This is a genomic window from Caldalkalibacillus thermarum (genome assembly GCF_014644735.1).
In the GTDB taxonomy this organism is placed as follows: domain Bacteria; phylum Bacillota; class Bacilli; order Caldalkalibacillales; family Caldalkalibacillaceae; genus Caldalkalibacillus; species Caldalkalibacillus thermarum.
In genome coordinates this window covers 51192-73323 of the sequence record NZ_BMKZ01000013.1, presented here as the reverse complement: position 1 = coordinate 73323, position 22132 = coordinate 51192, and the positions used below count along the sequence as shown (strand labels likewise).

At 44.3% G+C, this 22132-nt stretch carries 22 protein-coding genes and 4 pseudogenes; 24 read left to right on the top strand and 2 right to left on the bottom strand.

Features of this window, described 5'->3' with window-relative positions:
• Positions 1-217 (bottom strand): annotated as a pseudogene (locus IEW48_RS07170) (hypothetical protein); the annotation flags it as partial.
• A 262-nt stretch (positions 218-479) separates the two neighbouring features.
• Here IEW48_RS07170 and larE point away from each other — a divergent pair.
• The 20 genes and pseudogenes from larE to IEW48_RS07080 all read left to right on the top strand — a co-directional run bounded on the left by larE (position 480) and on the right by IEW48_RS07080 (position 17600).
• Positions 480-1280 carry an ATP-dependent sacrificial sulfur transferase LarE gene (gene larE / locus IEW48_RS07165; RefSeq protein WP_188623186.1) on the top strand — a complete coding sequence of 267 codons (801 nt, stop codon included), beginning with the start codon at positions 480-482 and terminating at the stop codon, positions 1278-1280.
• Positions 1277-1756: a nickel pincer cofactor biosynthesis protein LarC2 gene (gene larC2, locus IEW48_RS07160; RefSeq protein WP_188623185.1), complete on the top strand. Its 480-nt coding sequence runs from the start codon at positions 1277-1279 to the stop codon at positions 1754-1756. Before larE ends, larC2 begins: the two co-directional genes overlap by 4 nt.
• 183 nt (positions 1757-1939) lie before the next feature.
• A pseudogene (locus IEW48_RS17030) lies at positions 1940-2374 on the top strand (hypothetical protein).
• Positions 2371-3021 (top strand): enolase C-terminal domain-like protein, encoded by a 651-nt coding sequence (locus tag IEW48_RS17025; RefSeq protein ID WP_229703975.1) that lies wholly within the window; start codon positions 2371-2373, stop codon positions 3019-3021. Before IEW48_RS17030 ends, IEW48_RS17025 begins: the two are co-directional and overlap by 4 nt.
• Before the next feature lie 337 nt (positions 3022-3358).
• The gene (locus tag IEW48_RS07150) at positions 3359-3538 is read left to right on the top strand and encodes an FCD domain-containing protein (protein ID WP_188623184.1); all 180 of its coding nucleotides are present in this window, start codon (positions 3359-3361) and stop codon (positions 3536-3538) included.
• Positions 3539-3544: 6 nt separating this feature from the next.
• Positions 3545-4708, top strand: a complete 1164-nt coding sequence (locus IEW48_RS07145; protein WP_188623183.1) for an iron-containing alcohol dehydrogenase — start codon at positions 3545-3547, stop codon at positions 4706-4708.
• Between the two features lie 87 nt (positions 4709-4795).
• Positions 4796-5101, top strand: a complete 306-nt coding sequence (locus IEW48_RS07140) for an FAD-binding oxidoreductase (RefSeq protein ID WP_188623182.1) — start codon at positions 4796-4798, stop codon at positions 5099-5101.
• Between the two features lie 34 nt (positions 5102-5135).
• The gene (locus tag IEW48_RS07135) at positions 5136-5786 is read left to right on the top strand and encodes an RraA family protein (protein WP_188623181.1); all 651 of its coding nucleotides are present in this window, start codon (positions 5136-5138) and stop codon (positions 5784-5786) included.
• A 47-nt stretch (positions 5787-5833) separates the two neighbouring features.
• Positions 5834-6952, top strand: a complete 1119-nt coding sequence (locus tag IEW48_RS07130) for an ROK family transcriptional regulator (protein WP_188623180.1) — start codon at positions 5834-5836, stop codon at positions 6950-6952.
• 145 nt (positions 6953-7097) lie between these two features.
• Positions 7098-7223, top strand: a pseudogene (locus IEW48_RS17640) (RidA family protein); the annotation flags it as partial.
• Between the two features lie 87 nt (positions 7224-7310).
• Complete coding sequence (locus IEW48_RS07125) at positions 7311-8180, top strand: SMP-30/gluconolactonase/LRE family protein (protein ID WP_188623192.1); 870 nt, start codon at positions 7311-7313, stop codon at positions 8178-8180.
• Between the two features lie 280 nt (positions 8181-8460).
• Positions 8461-8619: a hypothetical protein gene (locus IEW48_RS07120; protein WP_188623179.1), complete on the top strand. Its 159-nt coding sequence runs from the start codon at positions 8461-8463 to the stop codon at positions 8617-8619.
• Positions 8619-8804 (top strand): UxaA family hydrolase, encoded by a 186-nt coding sequence (locus tag IEW48_RS07115; RefSeq protein WP_229703973.1) that lies wholly within the window; start codon positions 8619-8621, stop codon positions 8802-8804. The genes IEW48_RS07120 and IEW48_RS07115 overlap by 1 nt, the downstream gene beginning before the upstream one ends.
• A gap of 37 nt (positions 8805-8841) precedes the next feature.
• Positions 8842-11037: a dihydroxy-acid dehydratase domain-containing protein gene (locus IEW48_RS07110; protein WP_229703972.1), complete on the top strand. Its 2196-nt coding sequence runs from the start codon at positions 8842-8844 to the stop codon at positions 11035-11037.
• A gap of 51 nt (positions 11038-11088) precedes the next feature.
• On the top strand, positions 11089-12042 hold the full coding sequence (locus IEW48_RS07105; RefSeq protein ID WP_188623176.1) for a U32 family peptidase: 954 nt from the start codon (positions 11089-11091) through the stop codon (positions 12040-12042).
• A 57-nt stretch (positions 12043-12099) separates the two neighbouring features.
• Positions 12100-13083 (top strand): 2-hydroxyacid dehydrogenase, encoded by a 984-nt coding sequence (locus IEW48_RS07100; RefSeq protein WP_188623175.1) that lies wholly within the window; start codon positions 12100-12102, stop codon positions 13081-13083.
• 41 nt (positions 13084-13124) lie between these two features.
• Positions 13125-14066, top strand: a complete 942-nt coding sequence (locus IEW48_RS07095; RefSeq protein WP_188623174.1) for a fumarylacetoacetate hydrolase family protein — start codon at positions 13125-13127, stop codon at positions 14064-14066.
• Between the two features lie 115 nt (positions 14067-14181).
• Positions 14182-15102, top strand: a complete 921-nt coding sequence (locus IEW48_RS07090; protein WP_188623173.1) for a DMT family transporter — start codon at positions 14182-14184, stop codon at positions 15100-15102.
• A gap of 42 nt (positions 15103-15144) precedes the next feature.
• A complete protein-coding gene (locus IEW48_RS07085; protein WP_188623172.1) occupies positions 15145-16449 on the top strand; it encodes a hypothetical protein in 1305 nt (434 codons plus the stop codon).
• Between the two features lie 161 nt (positions 16450-16610).
• On the top strand, positions 16611-17600 hold the full coding sequence (locus tag IEW48_RS07080) for a C-terminal binding protein (protein ID WP_188623171.1): 990 nt from the start codon (positions 16611-16613) through the stop codon (positions 17598-17600).
• Between the two features lie 18 nt (positions 17601-17618).
• On the opposite strand, the pseudogene IEW48_RS17015 reads toward IEW48_RS07080, so the two are convergent.
• Positions 17619-17891: pseudogene (locus IEW48_RS17015) on the bottom strand (transposase family protein); the annotation flags it as partial.
• A 193-nt stretch (positions 17892-18084) separates the two neighbouring features.
• Between IEW48_RS17015 and IEW48_RS07075 the strand changes: the two are divergent.
• The 4 genes from IEW48_RS07075 to allD all read left to right on the top strand — a co-directional run bounded on the left by IEW48_RS07075 (position 18085) and on the right by allD (position 22064).
• Positions 18085-19119, top strand: coding sequence for a TRAP transporter substrate-binding protein (locus IEW48_RS07075; protein WP_188623170.1), 1035 nt, complete (start codon positions 18085-18087; stop codon positions 19117-19119).
• Between the two features lie 84 nt (positions 19120-19203).
• The gene (locus IEW48_RS07070) at positions 19204-19722 is read left to right on the top strand and encodes a TRAP transporter small permease (RefSeq protein WP_188623169.1); all 519 of its coding nucleotides are present in this window, start codon (positions 19204-19206) and stop codon (positions 19720-19722) included.
• 2 nt (positions 19723-19724) lie between these two features.
• Positions 19725-21008, top strand: coding sequence for a TRAP transporter large permease (locus IEW48_RS07065; RefSeq protein WP_371874840.1), 1284 nt, complete (start codon positions 19725-19727; stop codon positions 21006-21008).
• 42 nt (positions 21009-21050) lie between these two features.
• Positions 21051-22064: an ureidoglycolate dehydrogenase gene (gene allD, locus IEW48_RS07060; protein WP_188623167.1), complete on the top strand. Its 1014-nt coding sequence runs from the start codon at positions 21051-21053 to the stop codon at positions 22062-22064.
• Positions 22065-22132 lie beyond the last annotated feature (68 nt).

The following is a 22132-nucleotide window of genomic DNA, read 5'->3' as shown; positions in this document are numbered from 1 at the left end:
GATCCAATGAGTCTTTCTTTTGAAGGGCTTGATACAGATTTTTCTTGCTAAACACCAGGAGAAAAAGGAATTTGAAAAGCGCCAGGCAAGTCCATCCGCATTCTTTCACAAAATTGGACTTTTTGAGCAGAGAGCCAATCCGCTGTTCTTTGAAAAAACGCTCCACTCTTGAAAGAAGTTGCTGGTCAGAAGCCGAGGAATTTGGTACGATAGACATGAAAAACATCCTTTCCTTGGTAAATGTTTGTTTAGGCAACTTCATTTTACCAAAGGATTGGGTGTTTTTCGCGTTTTTTGGCCAAATTCCCCAGTTAAATCAAGGGATTCTCGTGTTTTTCAAGGTGCGAAAGTTGAGATTCTAACAAACCCCCTTGCTGCTGACCAGTTGCTTCAAAATCCTTAGACCACGCAGTGTCAATTTAAAAAGATTCTGTTAAAATAGAAGAAAAGATGATTAAACGTAACTAGAGAGGGATAATATGGAGAATAAACTGCTCAAACTTAAAGGTATACTCTCCGACATGAAAAGTGTGCTTGTTGCCTTCTCGGGAGGGGTAGACAGTACCTTTTTACTCAAGGTTGCAGTGGACACCCTTGGTTATGACCATGTCCTAGCTGTGACAGCCGATTCGGAGACATATCCTTCTTCAGAGTTGGAGGAGGCAAAGCGGCTGGCAGCCATAATCGGGGCACGCCATGTGGTGATTTCCACGTCTGAACTGGAGATTCCCGGGTATAAGGAGAACAATAAAAATCGTTGTTACTTCTGCAAAAAAGGGCTGTTTGAGGAATTGGAACCTTTGCGCAAAAAGTATGGATTGAACCATATTGTCTATGGTCTTATTGCCGATGATTTAAGTGAATACCGTCCGGGTACTAAAGCAGCCCAAGAATCGGGTGTGAGGGGCCCACTGCAGGAAGCCGGTTTGTACAAAGATGAGATCAGGGCACTGTCCAAACAAATGGGCTTAGAAACCTGGGATAATCCTTCTTTTGCCTGCCTGTCCTCCCGCATTGCTTACGGAGAGATGATTACAGTGCAAAAGCTTTCCAAGGTTGAACAGGCTGAACAGGTAATTCGCAGCTTAGGTATCCGCCAGGTACGTGTCCGTCATCACGGGGATCTGGCTAGGATAGAGGTAGAACCGGGAGATATGGATACGATCTTAACAAACAGAGACCACATTTATAACCAGTTGGAACAGATCGGATATAAGTTTATTACTTTAGATTTAAAAGGATATAAAAGTGGTAGTATGAACAAGGTGTTAACAAAATGAATAGATCAAAACAACTGTTTAATCACGAGCGTGAGCATATTGACTCCGACATGATCAAAATAGAAGTAAACTTGGATGACATGCCTGCTGAATGGTTGGGAGAGTTAATGGACAGACTGCTGGCGATAGGAGTGAATGATGTTTACTACACGCCAATTTATATGAAAAAAAACAGGCCTGCTGTCTTATTATCCGTTCTCTTGTCTAAACATTTGCTGGATAAAGTGAAACGTTTGATCTTTACCGAAACAACGACTTTTGGCATTCGTTACTCCCCGTGGACTGTGCATCGTTTGGGCCGGAAGTTCAAAACAGTCGAAACTAAATGGGGCCCTGTATCGGTTAAACAGGCCTTGTTGGGGAATCAAGTGGTTCAAGAAAGTCCCGAGTTTGAAGATTGTCGGCAGATTGCAGAGAAGGCAGGCGTGCCTGTTAAAGCAGTATACCAAGCTGTGTGGAAAATTTTAAATGACTAAGGTGATGTTGTAAGTGAAGGGAAACTGAAGAAAACATGGCGGTCTTAAGGTCGTCAGAAAATTTCAGTTTCCTACTCTGCTACAATTATCATTTAGGAGTGAATTATTTTGAAGATTGTTAATGTTATTCCGCATGTATTATCTACACCGTTAGATGAAAAGTTTTCTTTTTCTCAAGGATGGGTGGAAAAACGCAGCTCATTAATCGTGGAAATAATCACCGATGAGGGAGTTGTTGGATGGGGAGAGTCTTTGTGTCATGGATTACAACCCCCTGAGATTGCTGCATCATTTATTGAGTTTTGCTATAAACCCATTTTAATAGGCAGAGACCCATTCGATGTAGAAGTACTTTGGGAGGAAATGTATAATCGTTCTCGTCCTTTTGGATAGTCGGGTGCAGCTGTCAATGTCATTAGTGGTGTTGATATTGCCCTTTGGGACGTGATTGGAAGAGCTTTGAATAAACCAATATCGAAACTGATTGGAGGAAGTTTCCGGTCAGAAGTTACTCCCTATGCAACTGGCTTTTATAGATATAAAGGAAAAAATATCCCGAAAGCGGAATTGAGGAAGCAAAAGAGCATATATCAAAAGGATTTAAAGCAATTAAGTTGAAAATAGGCTTTGGTGTAGAAGAGGATATTAGCTTTGTGAGTGCTATTCGTGAAGCTGTGGGTGATCAAATAAAAATTATGATGGATGCAAACTGTGCCTATAACCCCCCAGCTGCTAGGCGGATTTTAAATGAGTGTCAATCTTTAAATATTCATTTTTTTGAAGAACCTCTTGTTCCTGAAGATATCGAAGGGTATAAACAACTGAGAAATTTATCTTCTACATATATTGCAGCTGGAGAAAATCTATTCGGAAAAACGGGTTATAGGCATTGGATAGCAAATGGAGCGCTCGATATATTGCAACCAGATTTAATGTCTTCCGGTGGATTTACCGAGTGCAAGAAAATAGCTGCCATGGCTCAAGCTTGGAATACGATGTTAATACCCCATGTATGGGGTTCGGGAATTGGGCTTGCAGCTTCACTGCAATTTATAGCTTCCTTACCTCCAACTCCATTATCCTTAAATCCTATCGAGCCCATGCTAGAATATGATCAATCAGCCCATCCATTCAGAGGGGATTTAATTTATCATTCAATTTCTATGCAGGATGGAAAAGTACCAATTCCGCAAAAGCCGGGGATTGGCGTAGACGTCAATAGGGAAGTCATTGAAAGATATGAACAGCCCATTTTTAGGAAGTAACATTTCATCGCAAACGGGCACTGTCATAAGGGCAGTGCCTGTATTCTAAAAAAAGGCGTCCGAAGATCCTGGGTTCATCAGCAGACCAATATTACACCAATTTAAAAAAGAGAGAAATTTAGCAAACATGTTTTCTGTTTAGGTGCGGTCCGCGAAGCGATCAGTGTACTCGCGGCGAGAGGAATTGTTACTGTTAAACCTGGTATTGGTATCTTTTTGAATAACAATGACCAAGACCAGTTATTTGTCTTATTCGACTCCATTTTCCATGAAGGGAAAGCAGACATTTTTGAATTATTAGAACTGCGTTAAGATATCCGATACCCTTATTAGCGGGGTGTATGAAGCAAGGATCGATGCACTTAAAATTCCAGGAAAAACCGAAGAAGTGTTGGGCGAACATCGCTTAATTTATGAAGCCATACTGACTGCTGACGCAGAAATGGCCCGGACAGCAATGGAAAATCATATTAGCAATATTAAACATCAACTAAATCAAATGGAAGAAAAGGAGTGAATGGCATTGGATGGGTACAAATTTTTTATGCCGACACAAATGGAGTATGGACGAGGACTAGCGAGAAAAACGGGGGAATTGTTAAAGCCGTATGTTAAGCAAAAAGTCCTCATTGTAACTGACGCTGGTGTCAGAAAAGCAAAGATCCTGGATCCGATTGAAATGTCTTTGAACGAACAGGGTATTGCCTATGACATTTTTGATGAAGTGGACCCGAACCCCACTAATCAGATAGTGGAAAATGGTTTGCGTTATTTGCAAAAAGGGAATTGCGACATCGTACTAGCGGTTGGTGGGGGCAGCAGTATTGATACAGCAAAGGCTATTGCTGCGCTCGTGAATAATAGCGGCAGTATTCTCGATTACGAAGGGGTGAACAAATTACCTCATCCCCCTCTTCCGATTGTTGCCATCCCGACTACAGCTGGAACAGGAAGTGAAGCGACCCCAGCTACCATCATTACAAACGAGAAGACATTGTTTAAAGCAGCCATTATCAGTCCGCATCTATATCCTAAGCTAGCAATCTTAGATCCTGAACTTACACTAGGTTTACCGCCTTCGATTACAGCTGCTACTGGAATGGATGCACTTACACACGCCATAGAGTCTTATACTTCTAAATTTTCAAATCCTGTCAGTCAAGCTTTAGCGATAAACGCAGTAAAAATAATTGGTGAGAACATAAATAAAGCTTATTTTGTAGGTACAGATATGGATAGCAGAGGGGAAATGCTTGTGGCATCCTGCATGGCAGGGATGGCCTTTGCCCAGTCACGTTTAGGAAATGTACATGCCATTTCACATACGCTCGGTGGTATTTTTAATATCCCTCATGGTATTGCCAATGCTGCATTATTACCATATGTCATGGCATATAACCTGCCGGCTTGTCCTGATCAATACAAGGAGATCGCCGTTGCATTAGGGGAAGATGTGAGCGGTTTGCCAGTGACTGAGGCAGGAAGGAAAGCCATTGAAGCAATCGTAACAATGAATAAATCCTTAAACATCCCAGACAATATCAAGGATTTGGGGGTTTCATTGGATTATTTGCCGCAGATGATCAGAGACACCATGAGGAGTGGAAATGTGTTTGCAAACCCCAGGCTCACTAGTGAAAGCGATGTTAGACAAATTATTGAAAACGCTTATCACGGAGTGTTGTAAGAACCGAACAGTGGTAAGTACAGGACCAAGCGGTATTTTGGATGACAAATTCTGTCCCTCAGATTAACCTGTAAGAGGGTGAATGTATTGGCCTACAGAAAAGTTGATGAGGAAATTTTACAGCAGGTCAGAGGTATTATCTCAGACGATAAGCGGATTCTGACGGAGAAGCAGGACTTGATTGGCTATTCTTACGATGCGTCGTTCGGTGTCTTTCTCCCAGAACTGGTGATACAGCCGACGACCGCACAGGAGGTGGCTGCAGTCGTTAAGCTGGCCTACGAGGAAACGATTCCTGTCTATCCACGCGGGCTGGACCTGTCGCACATGAACAAGAAGCTGGAAGTGGTCCCCGACGATTTGATTGCAATTGTCTCTCCGGGATATAGCTAAAGTTAAAAACGGTACACACAAGGGGTGATAGATGATGAAATATGACTTTGGGCAATTAGAACAAAAAGTATATACTGCCGTAACAGCTGACATATTAGATGATCTGGGCCTACGTGCGCAAGTGATGGAACACCATATCCGTCCCATTGACCCTTCATTTAGTGTGATAGGGAGAGCTTTTACTATTCTTGCTACTGATGTTTACGAGATTCCAGAACACCCTTATAAAAAAGAACTAGAAGCGGTTGATGCATTAAATGAAGGGGATATTGTAGTGGCAACCACAAACGGCTCAACAAGCAGCGGCTTTTGGGGAGAGCTGCTAAGCACTGCGGCAATGGTCAAGGGATCAAGAGGGGCCATCATTGACGGATTTACCAGGGATAGCCGAAAGATTATTGAAATGGGATTTCCAACCTTTACAAGAGGATTTCATCCCCATGATTCAAAAGGGAGAACTGACGTGATTAACTATCAAGTCCCCATTGAATGCGGCGGTGTTAAGGTGTTTCCAGGCGATATCATTGTGGCTGATCATGATGGAATTGTCGTTGTTCCTCAAACTTGTGCAGCCCAAGTGTTTGAAGGAGTATTAAAAAAAGTGGATGGAGAAAACGCTATGCGTAAAGCACTTCAACAGGGAATGGGCATTGTAGAGGCATATAAAAAGTATAATATTTTATAATGTCGGAGTTACAGATAAGGAAATTGATGTAACTGGGGGGAAGGTTGTTGCTCAACACTAATAAAAAAATCGACGTAAAACTCACACATAAAATCAGTATTTTGGAATACGTCAGATGCCGTATAAGAACCACGAAACCACAGATTGCTAAAGATCTTGGAATCAGTACCCCAACCGCCTCCTCGTTAGTTGATGAGCTAATCGAAGAAGGTTATTTAAAAGTTGACGGAACAGGGAGTTCAACCGAACTCGGTGGTAAACGTCCGAAAATTATTGCTTTCCATCCGCGCGGAAAAAGCATTATAGCAGTGCATCTCGGGATTGAACTGTTGGATATGGCATTGATTGATTTATCCGCTAGCATTTTATTTCGGATACAAGAACGAAATAGGCGTGATGAAAGTAAGGAGCAGTTACTCCATAAGTTGACGCTTCAAGTTGGTGAGTTGATCAAGAAAGCAGAGGACTTGAAGATTCCGGTCTTAGGGATTGGAGTCGGAAGCCCGGGGCTTGTCGAAACAAAGACAGGAACCATTCGTGATGCTTCCAATTTTAGCATCCTAAATAATGTAAATTTAGGAGATTTGTTATCAGAACGATTTAATAAGCCAGTCTGGGTTGACAACGAATGTAAAAATTTAAGTTTAGCTGAAAAATGGTTTGGTCAGGATGAAGCCCAAACAATAATCTCTTTAATGACCGATGGTGGAATTGGTGCGGGTGTGATTATCGATAACCAAATGATGAGAGGAATTGATGATAGTTTTGGTGAGATTGGACACACCACGCTTAACTTCAATGGTCCTAAATGTCGATGTGGAAATCGAGGGTGTTGGGAAACTTATGCTTCATCAGATGCCTTATTAAAACAGGTATCCGAAAATATGAACCAAACAACATGGTTAAAACAAATGGTTGATTCAGCTGAAGACTTGACACTTCCGTTAATTGCAAAAGCGGTTGAAAACGGTGATCCTGTTGTTGAACAGATCGCGATCTATGATCTTGGAACCTATTTGGGAATTGGTATTGCTAATCTGGTGAACACATTCAATCCTGAATTGGTGATCATACATGGAGAAAAAACCCGGAGTGTCTGTTCAACAGTTAATCCTAACCCTTTAAAAAACTTATTTATCTTTTCATCTATTGGAATTCCTTTTTGATCCAAGCATACAATGAAAAAGGAGTGTTTCTGATGTCCAAAATCGAAGAGAAATTAAAAAGATTAGGGATTAATTTGCCTGAGGCACCAAGACCTGCTGCAGAGTATGTGCCTGCGAGGACAGTGGGAAATCTCGTCTACACCTCGGAGCTTCCGAGTTGTTGGAAGAAATTTTTGGGGAACGGGGTAAACATGCCAGATCCGCAATTTCGGCTAATGAACTTCCATTTGATACCCCGGTGGAAATTGAAATGATTGTTGAAATTGAGTAGAAACTGAGCGTCTGAAGGGCATGGGTTTTTAGTTGTCTTGAATATTTTAATAAAGGAACCCCTACACTAAAAGGAAGAGAGCGGTTGGTGCAGGCCGAACTTGTTTTTGATGCCAAGGCCACCCTTGGTGAAGGACCTTCCTGGGATGTGAAAAAGAAACGTCTCTATTGGGTTGATATTGATCAAAAAAAGGTCCATATCTATGATCCGAACCGTAATGAAAATACATCCCTGGAAATTGGCCAGCTTGTAAGCGCCGTCGTACCACGGGAATCAGGCGGGCTTGTGATGGTAACGGAAAATGGGTTTTTTACGTTTGATTTTTACACGCGGCAATTATGCCCGATTGCTGACCCCGAAAGTTACTTGCCTGAAAATCGATTTAATAACGGTAAATGTGATGCAATGGGGCGTTTTTGGGCAGGAACCATGCATAAGAAGGAATTACCAGAGCAAGGATCATTATACTGTCTCGAGACTAATAAGGTAAACAGAGTGTTAAATCATGTAAGCATCTCTAATGGTATCTCATGGTCACCAGATAACCAAATTTTCTATTATGTTGATACTCCGACAAAAGAGGTCGTCGCCTTTGATTTTGATCTTGACTCAGGAGAACTAAAAAATAAAAGAGTTGTGGTGAGAATACCAGACGGCGCCGGCGTTCCGGATGGAATGACAACGGACACTGAAGGCATGATCTGGGTCGCTCATTGGGGTGGGTATAAAGTGACCCGCTGGAATCCCATGACAGGTGATTTATTAGACACCATCCATTTGCCCGTCGCTAAGGTGACGTCATGTGTTTTTGGAGGTGATGATTTAGACCATTTATATATTACAACAGCCAGAGTAGGACTAAGCGATGAAGAACGCTTAAAGCAACCTTATGCAGGAGGGCTTTTCTGCGTTAAAACGAAAGTGAAAGGCTTGCCTACTTATCCATTTAAGGGCTAAGATTCTCACTGTTGTTACATCCATTCAGTAGCGGTGCAACCTGGCCTTTCAAGGCTGGGTTTTTGTTATGGTTAAATTGTTCAATAATATAAAACTATGTTTTGACAAAACATACGCATAATAGTATCCTATATACTAAGAAAAGAGTGAAAACTATGAATAAAATCAATAAAAACCGGTTTGGTTGGGCAATTTAACTTAAATGGAGGAACTTGGTTCGAGGAGGGAAGGGAGCCCTATCAGCCTATAATACGACCACGACAAAGAGGAGGAGAAGTTCGTGTCAAATAAAGCGAATGCTGTCAAGATGAAAGATAACGACAATGTTGCCACAGCTGTTCGTGATTTAAGCAAAGGTGAGAAGGGACGGGTTAAGAAGGGAATCCCGTTGGCTCTCCCATCTCTCCAGTCATTAAAGTGTGCGGTGACCCCGAACTGATGTCCATCATGGGGGAAGAGCTGGATATAGACGCCAGCGGTATCCTGGAAAAGACGCATACCATCCCTGAGATCGGTCAGATGATTTTGTCTGATATCGAGAACGTAACCAACGGCAAAGAGACTAAGAATGAAGAACTTGGTTTTTCGGAATTTGCCATCCATCGTGTCTTACCCAGCTTCTAGACTTGTCACAAGGATAATGCAAAGGGAGGAGAAAGTTGTGAGTAAGCCATACAGGCCTCGGGTCAATAGCCCGGTCAATCCTTATAAAGAAAATGTTCAAGGCAAGGCTAATGAGCCGATTACGGTGGCAGGGCTTCTGGATCAAGCGAAGCAATGGTTGGGAGAAGAAGCAAAGCATATCCAGCCTGATTGGACTTTGGAGGAAATTTATGACCGGTTGGAAGAAAATTGCCCACGGATTGCGATTATCGGTGGATCTGCCGATCACCCTGCTCACATATTGGATCAGTATACGGTCTCCCGGGCGGCGCTTAAGATCTGGCAAGAGGGTGGCGTTCCGTTTTATTTCAGCACACCTGTCCTGTGTGATGGAACAGCTCAGAGCAACATGGGCATGAGCTATTCTCTCCAAAGCCGTAATGCCATCGCTGAAGTCGTGGCCAACCAGATGGAAGCCCATTCTTATCATGGTGCTTTTGTCATTCAAGGCTGTGATAAACAGCCACTCGGTGTGTTGAGCGGATTGGCCATGGTCGACCGGACACGGCGCATTAGAGGAGAAGCGCCTCTGTTTGCCACCTTTGCTCCTTCGCACGTGCTTAAAGGAGGAGAAATCCCGGCGGATCTCATGAGCGAGTTGCATGAGGTGGCAGAGCGTGCCCGGAAAATGGGCTACCCGGAGATCGCTGACGATCTTCTGGATGCCTCCAGCTTTATCTTACAATGTTCCTCAAACACTGCTTTTCAAGGGGTTTTTCTGCGAGCTGTTGAAAAAGGGGTAATCACCCCGGAGCAACATAAAGATTTTGAAAAGCGATTGGCGGTTAACACTTGTGATGCTGCGGGCGGGATCTGTGCTTTTCATGGTACCGGAAACAGCTCTAGGGATATCACTGCTGGCTTTGGTCTTGTTCACCCTAATCTTGAATTATTGACAGAGCCGCCTACCCAGGAACAATTGAATCCGGCGATCGAATCACTGTTTGGAATTATTAACCGTCCGGAGTGCAGTGTAACAGAGCTGCTCAAGGCTAACATAGCCAATGCTGTTCGTATTCACAGTGCCAGTGGCGGTTCTAGCAATCTGATGATGCATATCGTTGGAGCTATGTTATATGCCGGTTATGACTTTAGTCTGTGGGATGTCCGGGACATTCAGCAGGAATATCCCATTCCGGACCTGTTTGATTATAGCCTGACCGAGGGGCGAGACATTTTCGTTCTGGCCCAGCAATGCTGTTCAGGCCTCATTCGGGGAATGGAAACCCTCTTTTACGAGTTGCTCAATAATGGTGTTCCCATGGATACGGATGCCATGACGGTAACCGGACAGACTTGGGCCGAGCGTTTGGCGGATACAAAAGGCTTAAGTGCTGACAATGTGAAAGATAACCCCGTCATTCTCAGCAAACCGCGGCGTCCGTTCAGCGGAGTGGATGTCCTCGAAGGAAACTTCTTTGAGAGTGCTGTTGTCAAGATCAGTGGCATGCCCACCCACCAACTGGATAAATTTGATGAAAAAGTCTCATTTGTCCTTTATTTTGAAAACGAAGATGAAGCCAATGCCCAGCTGTTGAATGTCAACCTGTTGGATGACCTTCGTCAAAAGAAAACCTTCGCCCGCGAGCATTTGTTGCAGATGTGGGCCCATAATCAGCCGGAGACGTTCCAAAACGCACAAAACTTAGACTATGATTCTCTCTTCAAGCGTATGGTGCAGGAAGAGATTTTAAAAATTGCAGTGATCATTGCCGGACAAGGTCCGGAGGCATACGGTATGCCTGAGATGTTTACACCCATGCAGCACATTAATGCCAACCGGCAATTACAGAAACTGGCTACATTGATTAGCGATGGACGCTACTCCGGTGTCTCCTACGGTGCAGCTATCGGTCATATGACACCGGAGGCGTACCAAGGAGGAGGAATCCTCTACCTGCAGGAAGGAGATTTGCTGCTCCTGCGTTTCCGGGCTAAACGGATTGAACTGCTTGACCCAGAAAAGTTCCAAGAGGGACAGGTTGAATTGTATCAGGGCGACTTGGAAACTGAACGAGCCCAGTTAGGTGAAGAACGTAAGCAACGTATGAGACGGCGCCAGAAAGAGGTGGCACCAGGCAACCGTCTGGCTGGATGTACTGATGCGGCCCATGGTGTTGTACCCTTAGCAGTCAAAATGGATGCTGACATTCCTTACAAAAGAAAAGCAAATCGTTCAATAAAAGTGACTTAAACCAAACTGAATCAATGAACTAAGGTGAACCAAGAAAGGGATGTGAACAGGATGCAGGAATCAAGAGCCTTCCTTCGCTCACTGGGTTTTCCGGAGCGGGATTTATACGAACTTCCTGACTCAGAGAAACGCTTTCCTGATGGGGCCCAATATCGGATTGAACTGCCCAGCGTTGAAGGCCCTCGTGCCTTGGAGGCCACACTGGAAGAAATCGACCGCCATGGAATTACCGTACACCGTGTGTCCCAAGGAAGCGGCATTATGCTCTTGACTGATGACGAAATTGTAGAGATGAACCGGATGTGCGCTGAGCGGGGCATGGAGCTCAGCTTGTTTGTGGGCCCGAGAGGAGCCTGGGATATCAGTGCCCAACCCTTCACCAAAGCAGGATCTTCTATTGCTTTAAGACATGAAGGGGCAGATCAGTTGGTCTATGCCATGGAAGATTTAAAGAGAGGGGCCAGCCTGGGTCTCAGAGGGGCGTTAGTCGCTGATGAAGGGCTGCTCTATTTGACTAAGAAAATGAAAGAAAAAGGGTTGCTGCCTAAGGATTTTGTGGTCAAAGTTTCTGTGCAGTTGGCCGCTGCCAATCCTGTGTCTGTGAAAATAATACAGGACCTGGGTGCTGACACGTTTAACGTGCCCACGGCGTTGACCCTTCCCAAGCTGGCAGCCATCCGCCAGGCAATTGATATTCCCATTGACCTTTATGTTGAAGTGCCTGACAACTTTGGCGGGTTCATCCGTCACTATGAAATACCGGAGTTGATCCGTATATTAGCTCCTGTTTATATCAAATTTGGTTTGCGTAATCATCCTGATGTATATCCATCTGGGCTCCATTGGGAAGCAACCAATATTCAGCTGTGCCGGGAGCGGGTTCGTCGAGCTGCCTTAGGCATACAAATCATTGAACGTTATTATCCTGAAGCAAAAACATCGAAGCTGGGAGCGAGTGATTTAGGCATTCCCCAAGTGAGCGTGCGCCAGGGGGATAACAGATGAATTGCCAAAAAAGTATTGAAACCGGTTTTCTGTTTTGGTTCATAGAAGGAGGGTATTATGAAGCCTAATGTGTTTATTGCCAATCCTATTCCGGCTGACATTGAGGCCTATATTGGTCAACACTGCCAGTACCGCAAATGGGATCGGTCTGAGCCTATTCCCCGTGGCAAGCTCCTCGAGGAGGTAAGAGATGCAGAGGGCCTCCTGCTGCATGGCCTTAAGGTGGATGAGGAGTTGTTGGCTCATGCGCCTCATCTGAGAGTGATTAGCACCATCTCCGTCGGTTATAACAACTTTGATATAGGTGCCATGCGTAAAAGAAAAGTGCTAGGTACCCATACCCCATACGTGTTGGATGATACTGTAGCCGATCTGGTTTTTGCCCTTATCTTAAGCAGTGCCCGGCGCATAGCGGAACTGGATCGTTATGTGAAAGAAGGGAAATGGAAAAAGGGTGATAACGAGAACTTATTTGGTATTGACGTTCATCATCGTACTCTCGGTATCATCGGCATGGGTCGTATCGGAGAAAAGGTGGCCAAACGAGCCAAGTTAGGCTTTGATATGGAGGTACTCTATTATAACCGCCGCCAGAAACCGGAAATAGAAGAGCGCTTAGGCGTCACCTATGTCTCTTTGGAGACCCTTTTGCGCCAGTCAGACTTTATCGTACTGCTTACTCCCTTAACCCCGCAGACAGTTCAGCTGATTGGGGACGATCAATTTCAGTTAATGAAGGAAGAAGCCATTTTCATCAATGCGTCTAGAGGTCAGACAGTGGATGAACAGGCGCTGGTCCGTGCTTTACAAAGCGGACGGATACGAGGGGCTGGTTTGGACGTCTTTCAGCAAGAGCCAATCCCGCCGGATCATCCTTTGCTTGCTTTGCCCAACGTGGTGACTGTTCCCCACATTGGTTCTGCAACCCATCAAACGCGCCGGGATATGGCCAGGGTGGCTGCAGAAAACCTGGTTAAGGCGTTACAAGGTGATTCTTCCTGCTACGTTGTACCAGAATTAAAAGATCTTATCTTATCCTGAGATCAACGAAAAGATTGGAACATATTAGGAGGTTATTCGCTATGAAGCTAGTCACTTTTTCATTTAATGGTCTTACTCGTGTGGGTGCCTTAGTTGATCAACAAGTGGTGGACCTGAACGCTGCCTATACGGCCTTGTTGGCCGATAAAGGTGAAGCAAGCCCAGTACTTGTTGCGCAGGCCATGGTTCCCTCTGAGATGCTCACCTTCTTGGAACGAGGGGAAGCTGCTCTTGCCGAAGCCAAAAAAGCAATGGATTACGCTTTAGGGTCCCCAGGTTCAGGCTTGAACGGGGCACGATTGATTTACGCCGTAGACGAAGTGAAATTAAAAGCCCCGATTCCCCGGCCTGGAAAACTGGTTTGTGTCGGTTTAAACTATGTGGACCACTGTGAGGAGACAGGAATGGATATTCCCAAATCCCCTGTGATTTTTTCCAAGTACGCTAACGCTGTCGTTGGGCCCGATGATGCTATTCTGCTGCCTCCTAACTCAGATCAGGTAGACTATGAAGCGGAACTGGCGTTTGTGATAGGCAAGAAAGCAAAACAAGTGAGCGAAAGCGAAGCCATGGCGTATATTGCCGGTTATACCATTATCAACGATGTCAGTGCCCGGGACATTCAGCTGGGAGATGGGCAATGGGTCAGAGGTAAATCCCCCGATTCATTTGCTCCGATGGGACCAGTGCTGGTGACGAGAGACGAAATTGAAGATCCCCACCAACTGGACATTAAGCTGCATCTCAATGGAGAAACAATGCAAGATTCAAATACGAAAAATTTGATCTTTAACATACCCTATATCTTATCCTATCTCTCTCAATCCATGACCTTTGAACCTGGGGATGTCATTGCCACTGGTACGCCTCCGGGAGTGGGGATGTCCCGTGAACCTCAAGTCTTTTTGAAAGATGGAGATGAAGTTATCGTTGAGGTAGAAAAGATTGGAAAGCTGCGCAACGTTGTTAAAGGGAATCAATAATTCCTGATATGGGCAGGGTTGTGCTAGAACAAGACAACGTGTGATGGAGCATGCCTCCATCACTTTTTTCAGATTTAAGTCCCTTTTCTTACTTGCAAAGAAATGAGGTGATCATGTGAATTGGAAAATGATTTTATTATGTACGATTTGGGGAACAAACTGGGTAGTGATGAGCACGGCCCTCTATTATTTTTCTCCGCTTATGTTTTCAGCTCTCCGCTTCATGCTCGGCTCAGCTGTTTTACTTTTGTTTTGTCTGATCCGTAAAATTCCACTGCCCAAAAAAGAAGACTGGAAATGGTACGCTTTATGCGGAGTTCTGCAGATCAGTTGCGTGTTTGCCATCACCCAGTCTGCCTTGCAATTTGTTGAAATAGGAATTGCTTCCATTTTGGCCTTTACGATGCCTTTTTGGCTAACCATGATGGCCCACTTTTTTATTCCTGGCGAACAAATGACAAGGTTTCATCTGTTGGGTCTTGGCATTGGATTTGGGGGACTGTTTCTGGTCCTCGATGTCAATCCCTGGGCACTGGAATGGACAGGAACGGTGTTTGTGGTTCAAACTCTTTGTCTCATCGCTGCTGTCTCCTGGGCGACGGCTAGCCTGATCATCAAAAAAGTGCTTAACGGTCGGAATCAAATTCAGTTGACCGCCTACCAAATGGTGGTGGGGACCATTGTTTTATTTTTGTTCACCTTCACCATTGAGTCTGAACCGATGGCTAGCTGGAACGGTATGGCTGTGTTTTGCTTGATTTTTGCTGGAGTGATTGCCTCCGCGCTGGCCTATTTTCTGTGGTCGCATATCCTTTCCTCAGGGGGGGCGGGACAATCCTCCATCTCCCTTTTGCTGGTTCCGGTGATAGGAACGTTATCCGGGTGGGTGTTTCTAGGGGAAACCCTCGCGGTTGATACGTTGGTCGGTATTGGGTTGGTTCTGGCAGGAATTTGGATTGTCAACCGCAAGCAGACAGGAGCAGAGAAGAAGGGACCTCCTGCTCCAGTGAATCATCAACAGAAAGGCGCCTTGTAAACCATGTTCATCGTGCTTAGTTTACTCGTTTGGTGCTTTGTCGTGAATAGTTTTGTCCAAAATGCCGCGCTGGAATATGTGACCGGCTTGCTCGCCCTGCTTGCCTTAGTTATGGCGTTTAGACAAGCGGAGCGTCTCTTTCAAGTGAGCAGTGTGATTTTTTGTGCGGCAGGGAGCGGTCTTTTCTTGTCGAACGGCGGGACATGGCATGAATTACCCCTGCTGTTAACCTCATTTGCTGTCATTTTGGTGTTGTTCTATGTTCTGCCGTTTATTAACAGTATGATCATAACGGGACGTTATGATCAATCGGTCAGTAAGCTGTTGAAAGCGCATGTGCAGCATTTTGGCCAACTATATGGACGAGGGTTAAGCGCCAGCTTTTTGCTGGGCTCCTTTTTGAATATCGCCATGCTCCCCCTTGTCTATGGTGTGTTGACCAAACACTTAAGATCGCTGCCAGAACGACTTGCACATCTTTTTATCAGCAGCTCTATGCTAAGAGGATATGCCTTGTGCCTTGCCTGGAGTCCCATGGAAGTACTAGTGGCTATTACCGTTGATATAACAGGCACTGGCTATCTCACCTTTCTGCCATGGCTGTTATTGATTGCCCTCACCTTGCTTGTGATCGACGGAGGCCTCGGTTATTTACGTTTTCGAGCCTGGCGGATACATGATCATATGGAACAGACAAGAGAAAAACTGGATTGGTCTGTTTATCGACGCATAGGGTTGTTAATGTGTTATTTGGCTCTGTTTATTGTTTGTGTCACTGTTGTCAAACAGTTGTTTCAGCTTAACTTTCTGTTATCTGTATCATTGGTCATTGTACCTTTTTCGTTTGTTTGGGCTTTTATGATTGGGCGGCTGCGTACTTTTTTTATTTATAGTTTGAAGCAGTGGCGAGAGAGAGTCTCTACTCTCCACAGCTATGTTCTTCTCTTTCTCAGTATGGGTTTGTTTATCGGTGCCTTAAGGGATTCCCAATGGATCGATTATTTACAAGCACCCTTTATCTTTTTAGCAGGGCAGCCGATTTTCTTGTTCGTGACCATCCAAGTGATGTTCCTAGGTCTGGCCTTGGTTGGATTTCATCCTTTGGTGACAATGGGGTTGGTCGGTGAACTGGTGCAGCCACTATTGATGTGGATGAACCCGGTTAGCATTGGCCTTGTGCTGATTACGTCCAGTTTAGCAACAGTAATGGCGGGGCCGTTCAATGTCTCTGTGATCTTGACCGGCAATTTGCTCAAGGAAAACCCCTATAAGATCATGGTGTGGAACTTGACTTTTGCCTTTTTGTTTGGCGGGACGGGGAGTATAGTCGCTTGGGCCTTGCTCTAATATGTTATCTGAAATTTTTATTTACTTTATATTTTTGTTCGTGTATAATTCTTTCGTGTATAATTCTTATATAGAGAAATGAGTTTTATATTATAAAACATAATCTATTATTATCGTCTCTTGTAAACGCTTAAGTCAGTTCAAAGTGGGGGGATTAGGAAGTGACACAGAAATTGAAAGTTGTTGTAACTGACTATGAGTATTACGATTTACGCTACGAAGAACGTGTTCTCCAGGCCTTGCCTGATGTGGAATTGGTTAAGGGACAAGCTCGTACAGAGGACGAGGTTATCGAGATCGCCAAAGATGCTGATGGTATCATCAATCAATATGCTCCGATTTCAGCCAAAGTTATTGAACAGCTGGAAAAATGTAAGGTGATTTCCCGCTATGGAGTTGGTGTTAATACAATTGACATTCCCAAGGCGACGGAAAAAGGGATTTACGTGGCTAATGTGCCTGATTACTGTATGGATGAAGTGTCTGATCATACACTGGCTCTGTTGATGAGCTGGGCCAGGAAGGTGGTTCTTCTCAACCAATATGTGAAAAATGGGGTTTGGGATTATAAAAAAGGCATCCCCATTCACCGTTTCCAAACTCAGACTGTCGGTGTTTTAGGGTTTGGGCGGATTCCTCGCAGTCTGGTCAAAAAGTTAATCGCGATCGGCTTTAATGTGCTCGTGTACGATCCGTACGTACCGGAGGATGTGATCCACGAGGCTCAAGCTGAGCCAGCTTCATTGGAAGAGATTTTTAGAAAAGCGGATTTTGTCTCTGTTCACATCCCATTAACTGACGAGACAAAAGGCTTGATTAACAAGGATCTCTTTAAACTCGCTAAGAAAAACCTTGTGATTGTCAATACGGCGAGGGGACCGGTCATCAATGAGCAAGACTTGATTGAAGCCCTGCAAGCGGGGCAGATTGCCGGTGCGGCGCTGGACGTAGTTGAGATTGAACCGATTCAGCCTGACAATCCTTTACTCACAATGGATAATGTGATATTAACACCCCATGTAGCCTGGTACTCGGAAGAATCTGAGGATGAGATGCGCAGTAAGTGTGCCAGAAATGTTTTGGAAGCGCTTCAAGGCCAAACGCCTACTTACTTGGTCAACAAAGACGTACTAACTGTACTCAAACAGTAGGTGGACATGTTCTCATTATTCGTTAACGATCCATTCATTGACTTCATTGATGATATGGGCCCCTAACCTTTTCCAGAAGTGAGTCATTAATGAATGATTAGAGGGCGGTGTCTCTTGAAATTCAGGCAAGAAGATGAAGTACTGCAAGTAGGATTTTCCGTGATTTGTTGTACCGTTTCACGGTCGCTGACCCTCAGGCGTTGCTGGTTGATCAGAGAGCCAAGCGCAAATATGAACAGAAACGGCATTTTGTCCTTTGAAAGAATTCTTAAACGATTGAACATACTTTTTTAGCAGCCTCTATTTAGAATGAAGCATTTGAAAGGGGGGATGCCTAAAAAGGGTGTACAAGCAGTAGGTAAACGGGAGAAGACGAATCTCCAGCATGGCGTGGATCAAGCTTTCATAGCTTTCATATAGGACAAAAAATAGTTGCAAGTGAATGGCTAAAAAGATCCAATCACAAAAAGGGGGAGGCTTTCTTATGAATTTGAAAACGTTTTTAAGAACAGGTGCCTTATTGATATTAATTGGATTGGTAGCCGCTTGTGGACAAGCAGGAGAGGAAGGAACAACAGCAAGCAGTGAGGAAAATGCTGCGGGTGATGTAAAGACCATTAAAGTAGCCAACTACTTCGCTTCCGATCATCCACAAAATGTGGCTTTGAGAGAAACTTTTAAGCCAATGGTGGAAGAAAATTCAGAGGGTCGCTTGAAAGTAGAAATCTATGATAACAGTCAGTTAGGAGGAGAAGAAGCGTTTTTAGAAGGTGTACGCAACGGCACCATTGAAATGGTGATTGCTGGTATGTTTCTCCAGAACAGTGAACCCAAAATTGGTGTTGTGGAGTGGCCCTTTATTATCCGTGATTATGATCATGCTAAAAAGGTACTAAATGGCCCTATTGGGGAAGAAATTGCCCAGGCCTTTGAACAGTTTGGTGTCAAACCCTTAAACTGGACAGCTAATGGTTTTCGAGTTGTATCCAGCAACAGAGCCATCGAGTCTTTGGAAGATTTCAATGGTTTCAGATTGAGAATGCCCAATATCCCAAACTTTATCAGTGTGGGTGAAGCATTAGGGGCCAGTGTGATCCCGCTTGCTATTTCCGAAGTGTTTACTGCCTTGGAACAAGGTGTTATCGATGGACAGGAAAACCCATATGCCACCTTAGTTCACTCAAGATTTTATGAGGTTCAGAGTCATGTCATTGAAACTAGACATATCTTCAGTCCTAACATCTATCTGGTTAACCAAGCTTTTTGGGATGGTTTAGGTGAAGATTTGCAGCAAGTCGTAGCTGAAGCAGCCGATGCAGCTGCCGAAGAGCAATGGCAACTGTTAATTGCCCAGGAAAGTGAAATGAAGCAGTACCTACAAGAGCAAGGATTGGAGATCATTGAGCCTGATGATGCATTTAGACAAGAGATGGTGGACGCCATGCAGCCAGTATATGAAGAACTCTTTGAAAAATATGAGTGGGCAGAAGACCTCTATAACCGTATTACTCAACAATAAAGAGGAGTACTTATTCTTGTTCAAAAATGGATATAGGTTATCCTATATCCATTTCTGACCATGAAAGGGAAGGGGTGACTCTTCATGACGAAAATTTTACATTTCTTAAACGGACTGTTGTATGGGATTATCACAGTTATTTTTTCTACGATGGTTATTTTGGTATTTCTCAATGTTGTTTTACGCTACGGTTTTGACTCAGGGATTACTTGGTCAGAAGAATTGGCTCGTTTTTTATTTGTTTATATTGTCTTTTTGGGGGCAATAGTTGCGCATAAGGAGAAAGCGCATCTAGGCGTGGATTTGTTTGTAGGTTCGCTTCCACTTGGGTTGCAAAAAGCGGTTTATGCCTTGATTAATTTCATCGTTATTGCCGTTCTTTATTTGTTTGTAGATGGTGCACTTAAAATGTATCAACTGAACATTAATAATTTTGCACCTGCCACAGGTATTTCAATTTCCGTATTATACGTAGCCGGGATTGCGGCCGGTCTGATTATGATGATCATTAGTGCGGTGCAAACCTGCCAGTTTGTCTTGTTTAACAAAAATGCACCGAGCTGGGCCAAAACAGAAGCTCATCATTCCGCTAGGGAGGATTAATCATCATGATATGGGTTTTTTTCGGTGTGTTGTTCGCTTTCCTTTTTCTAGGTGTGCCAGTGGCCATAGCCATGTTGATCAGCTCGATCGCCATGATGATAGTGATGGGTAATTTTGATACACAAATTATTGCCCAAAACTTAATCAACGGGGCCAACAATTTTCCATTAATGGCTATCCCTTTCTTTATCTTAGCAGGAGAGATTATGAATGCGGGCGGGATTTCACGCCGAGTGGTGGACTTTGCCATTAAAATGGTCGGACACATCCGGGGCGGACTGGGATACGTGGTCATTCTGGCTGGTGTGTTGTTTGCCGGATTATCCGGATCTGCTGTAGCCGATACAGCCGCATTGGGAGCCATGTTAATCCCCATGATGGCTGCCCGTGGATATGATATTAAACGTTCAACCGGTTTAGTAGCTTCATCAGGAATTATTGCAGGCATTATTCCGCCAAGTATCCCCTTAATCTTGTTTGGTGTAGTAGGGGGAGTCTCTATTACACAACTGTTTATGGCTGGTATTGTACCGGGGATTTTGTTTGCGCTGGGCTTAATGATCGCTTGGTACTTTGTGGCCAAGCGGAATAATTATGAAAAAATGCCTAAGGCCAGCAATAAGGAACGTCTGCAAGCATTTGCTAAGGCTATATGGGCTCTGTTGTTGCCTGTAATTATCATCGTTGGATTGCGGGGCGGTATTTTTACGCCTACTGAAGCCGCCGTTGTAGCCGTGGTTTATGCTTTGTTAATCAGCATGACTGTTTATCGTGGGGAGTTAAAGGTAAATGATCTGCCCCAGGTGTTTGTTAATGCCACCAAAACAACAGGTGTGGTCATGTTTCTGGCTTCGGCAGCCATGGTGACGGCTTGGGTGATCACAGTGGCGCAAATTCCAGCTGAAGTGGTAGGCCTTCTGGCCGGGCTGACTGAATCACCCCTGTTGCTGCTCTTGATTCTCATGATTTTTCTGCTATTGGTCGGTTTGGTTATGGATATGACACCAGCTATTTTGATCTTTACCCCTATTCTGTTGCCTGTAATTGAAGCAGCAGGTATTCATCCGGTTTATTTTGGGATCATTATGGTAATGACCTTGTGTATTGGTTTAATTACACCTCCTGTGGGAACGGTGCTGTATGTAGGATGTGGTATCAGTAAAATCAGTATTGTTGATATCACCAAAGGGATATGGCCTTTCCTTTTGGCTCAGATCATTATTCTGTTGATCTTGATCTTTGTACCAGAACTCGTACTTGTTCCACTAGAAATACTAACCAAGTAAAATATTTTACGATCAACATGTGAAAGAGAGGGATGGTATCAGATGGGTGATGTCATTGTTAGTTATAATGAGTTAATCTCATTGTGTGCTAAGCAATTGATAAAAGTTGGTGTGCCAGATAAGCATGCCTATACGGTGGCTGAGGTTTTGGTTCACGCGGATTTACGCGGGGTTCATTCCCACGGAGTGTTGCGCACCATGCATTATGTGAAGCGAATCAAAAGCGGTGGTATCAATATCCGTCCTCAATTTAAAGTGGATGAAAAAAGTCCTTCTGTTGCCCTTTTTGATGGGGATGACGGATTGGGGCATGTAGTGGCTAAAGAAGCCATGCAGGAGGCGATCAACCGGGCAAAGTATCAGGGAATTGGTATGGTTGGGGTGATTAACAGCAGCCATTGCGGAGCATTATCTTATTATGTTCAAATGGCTGCCGAACAAAAAATGATCGGGATTGCCCTGACCCATACTGATAAAGTGATGGTGCCATTTGGGGGAGCAAAGCCCTATCTTGGTACCAACCCTATTGCCTTTGGTGTACCGGCTAAGAAACATAAACCGATTATTCTTGATATGGCAACAAGCGAAGTAGCCTTTGGCAAAGTGCTACATGCCCGCAATCAAGGTTTGTCTATCCCGGATCGGTGGGGGGTTGATGAACAGGGTAATCCAACTACGGATCCTCATCGAGTGCGTGCTTTGCTCCCATTTGGAGGGCCAAAAGGATACGGTCTGGCCTTGATGATTGATGTATTGTCTGGCATATTAACCGGCTCTGCCTTTGGTCCCCATATAACGGCTATGTATGGGGATTATGACAAAAAGCGCAAGTTAGGACATCTACTTATAGCTATTGACATATCCATATTTACAACCGCAGACAATTTTTTAACTCATATCGATCAAATGATTGATGAATTGCATCAAGTACCGCCAGCACCTGGGTTTGAACGGGTGATGGTACCAGGAGAACCGGAACAATTGAAAGAAGAAGAACGCCTGAAAAAAGGCATTCCCATCACGGATGTAGTGTACCAGGAACTTACTTCTATGTAGGGAGGTGAACCGTTTATATTGGTTCTGTTTTACCTCCGCTTTGATATGATAGGGGTAGAGGTGATCTG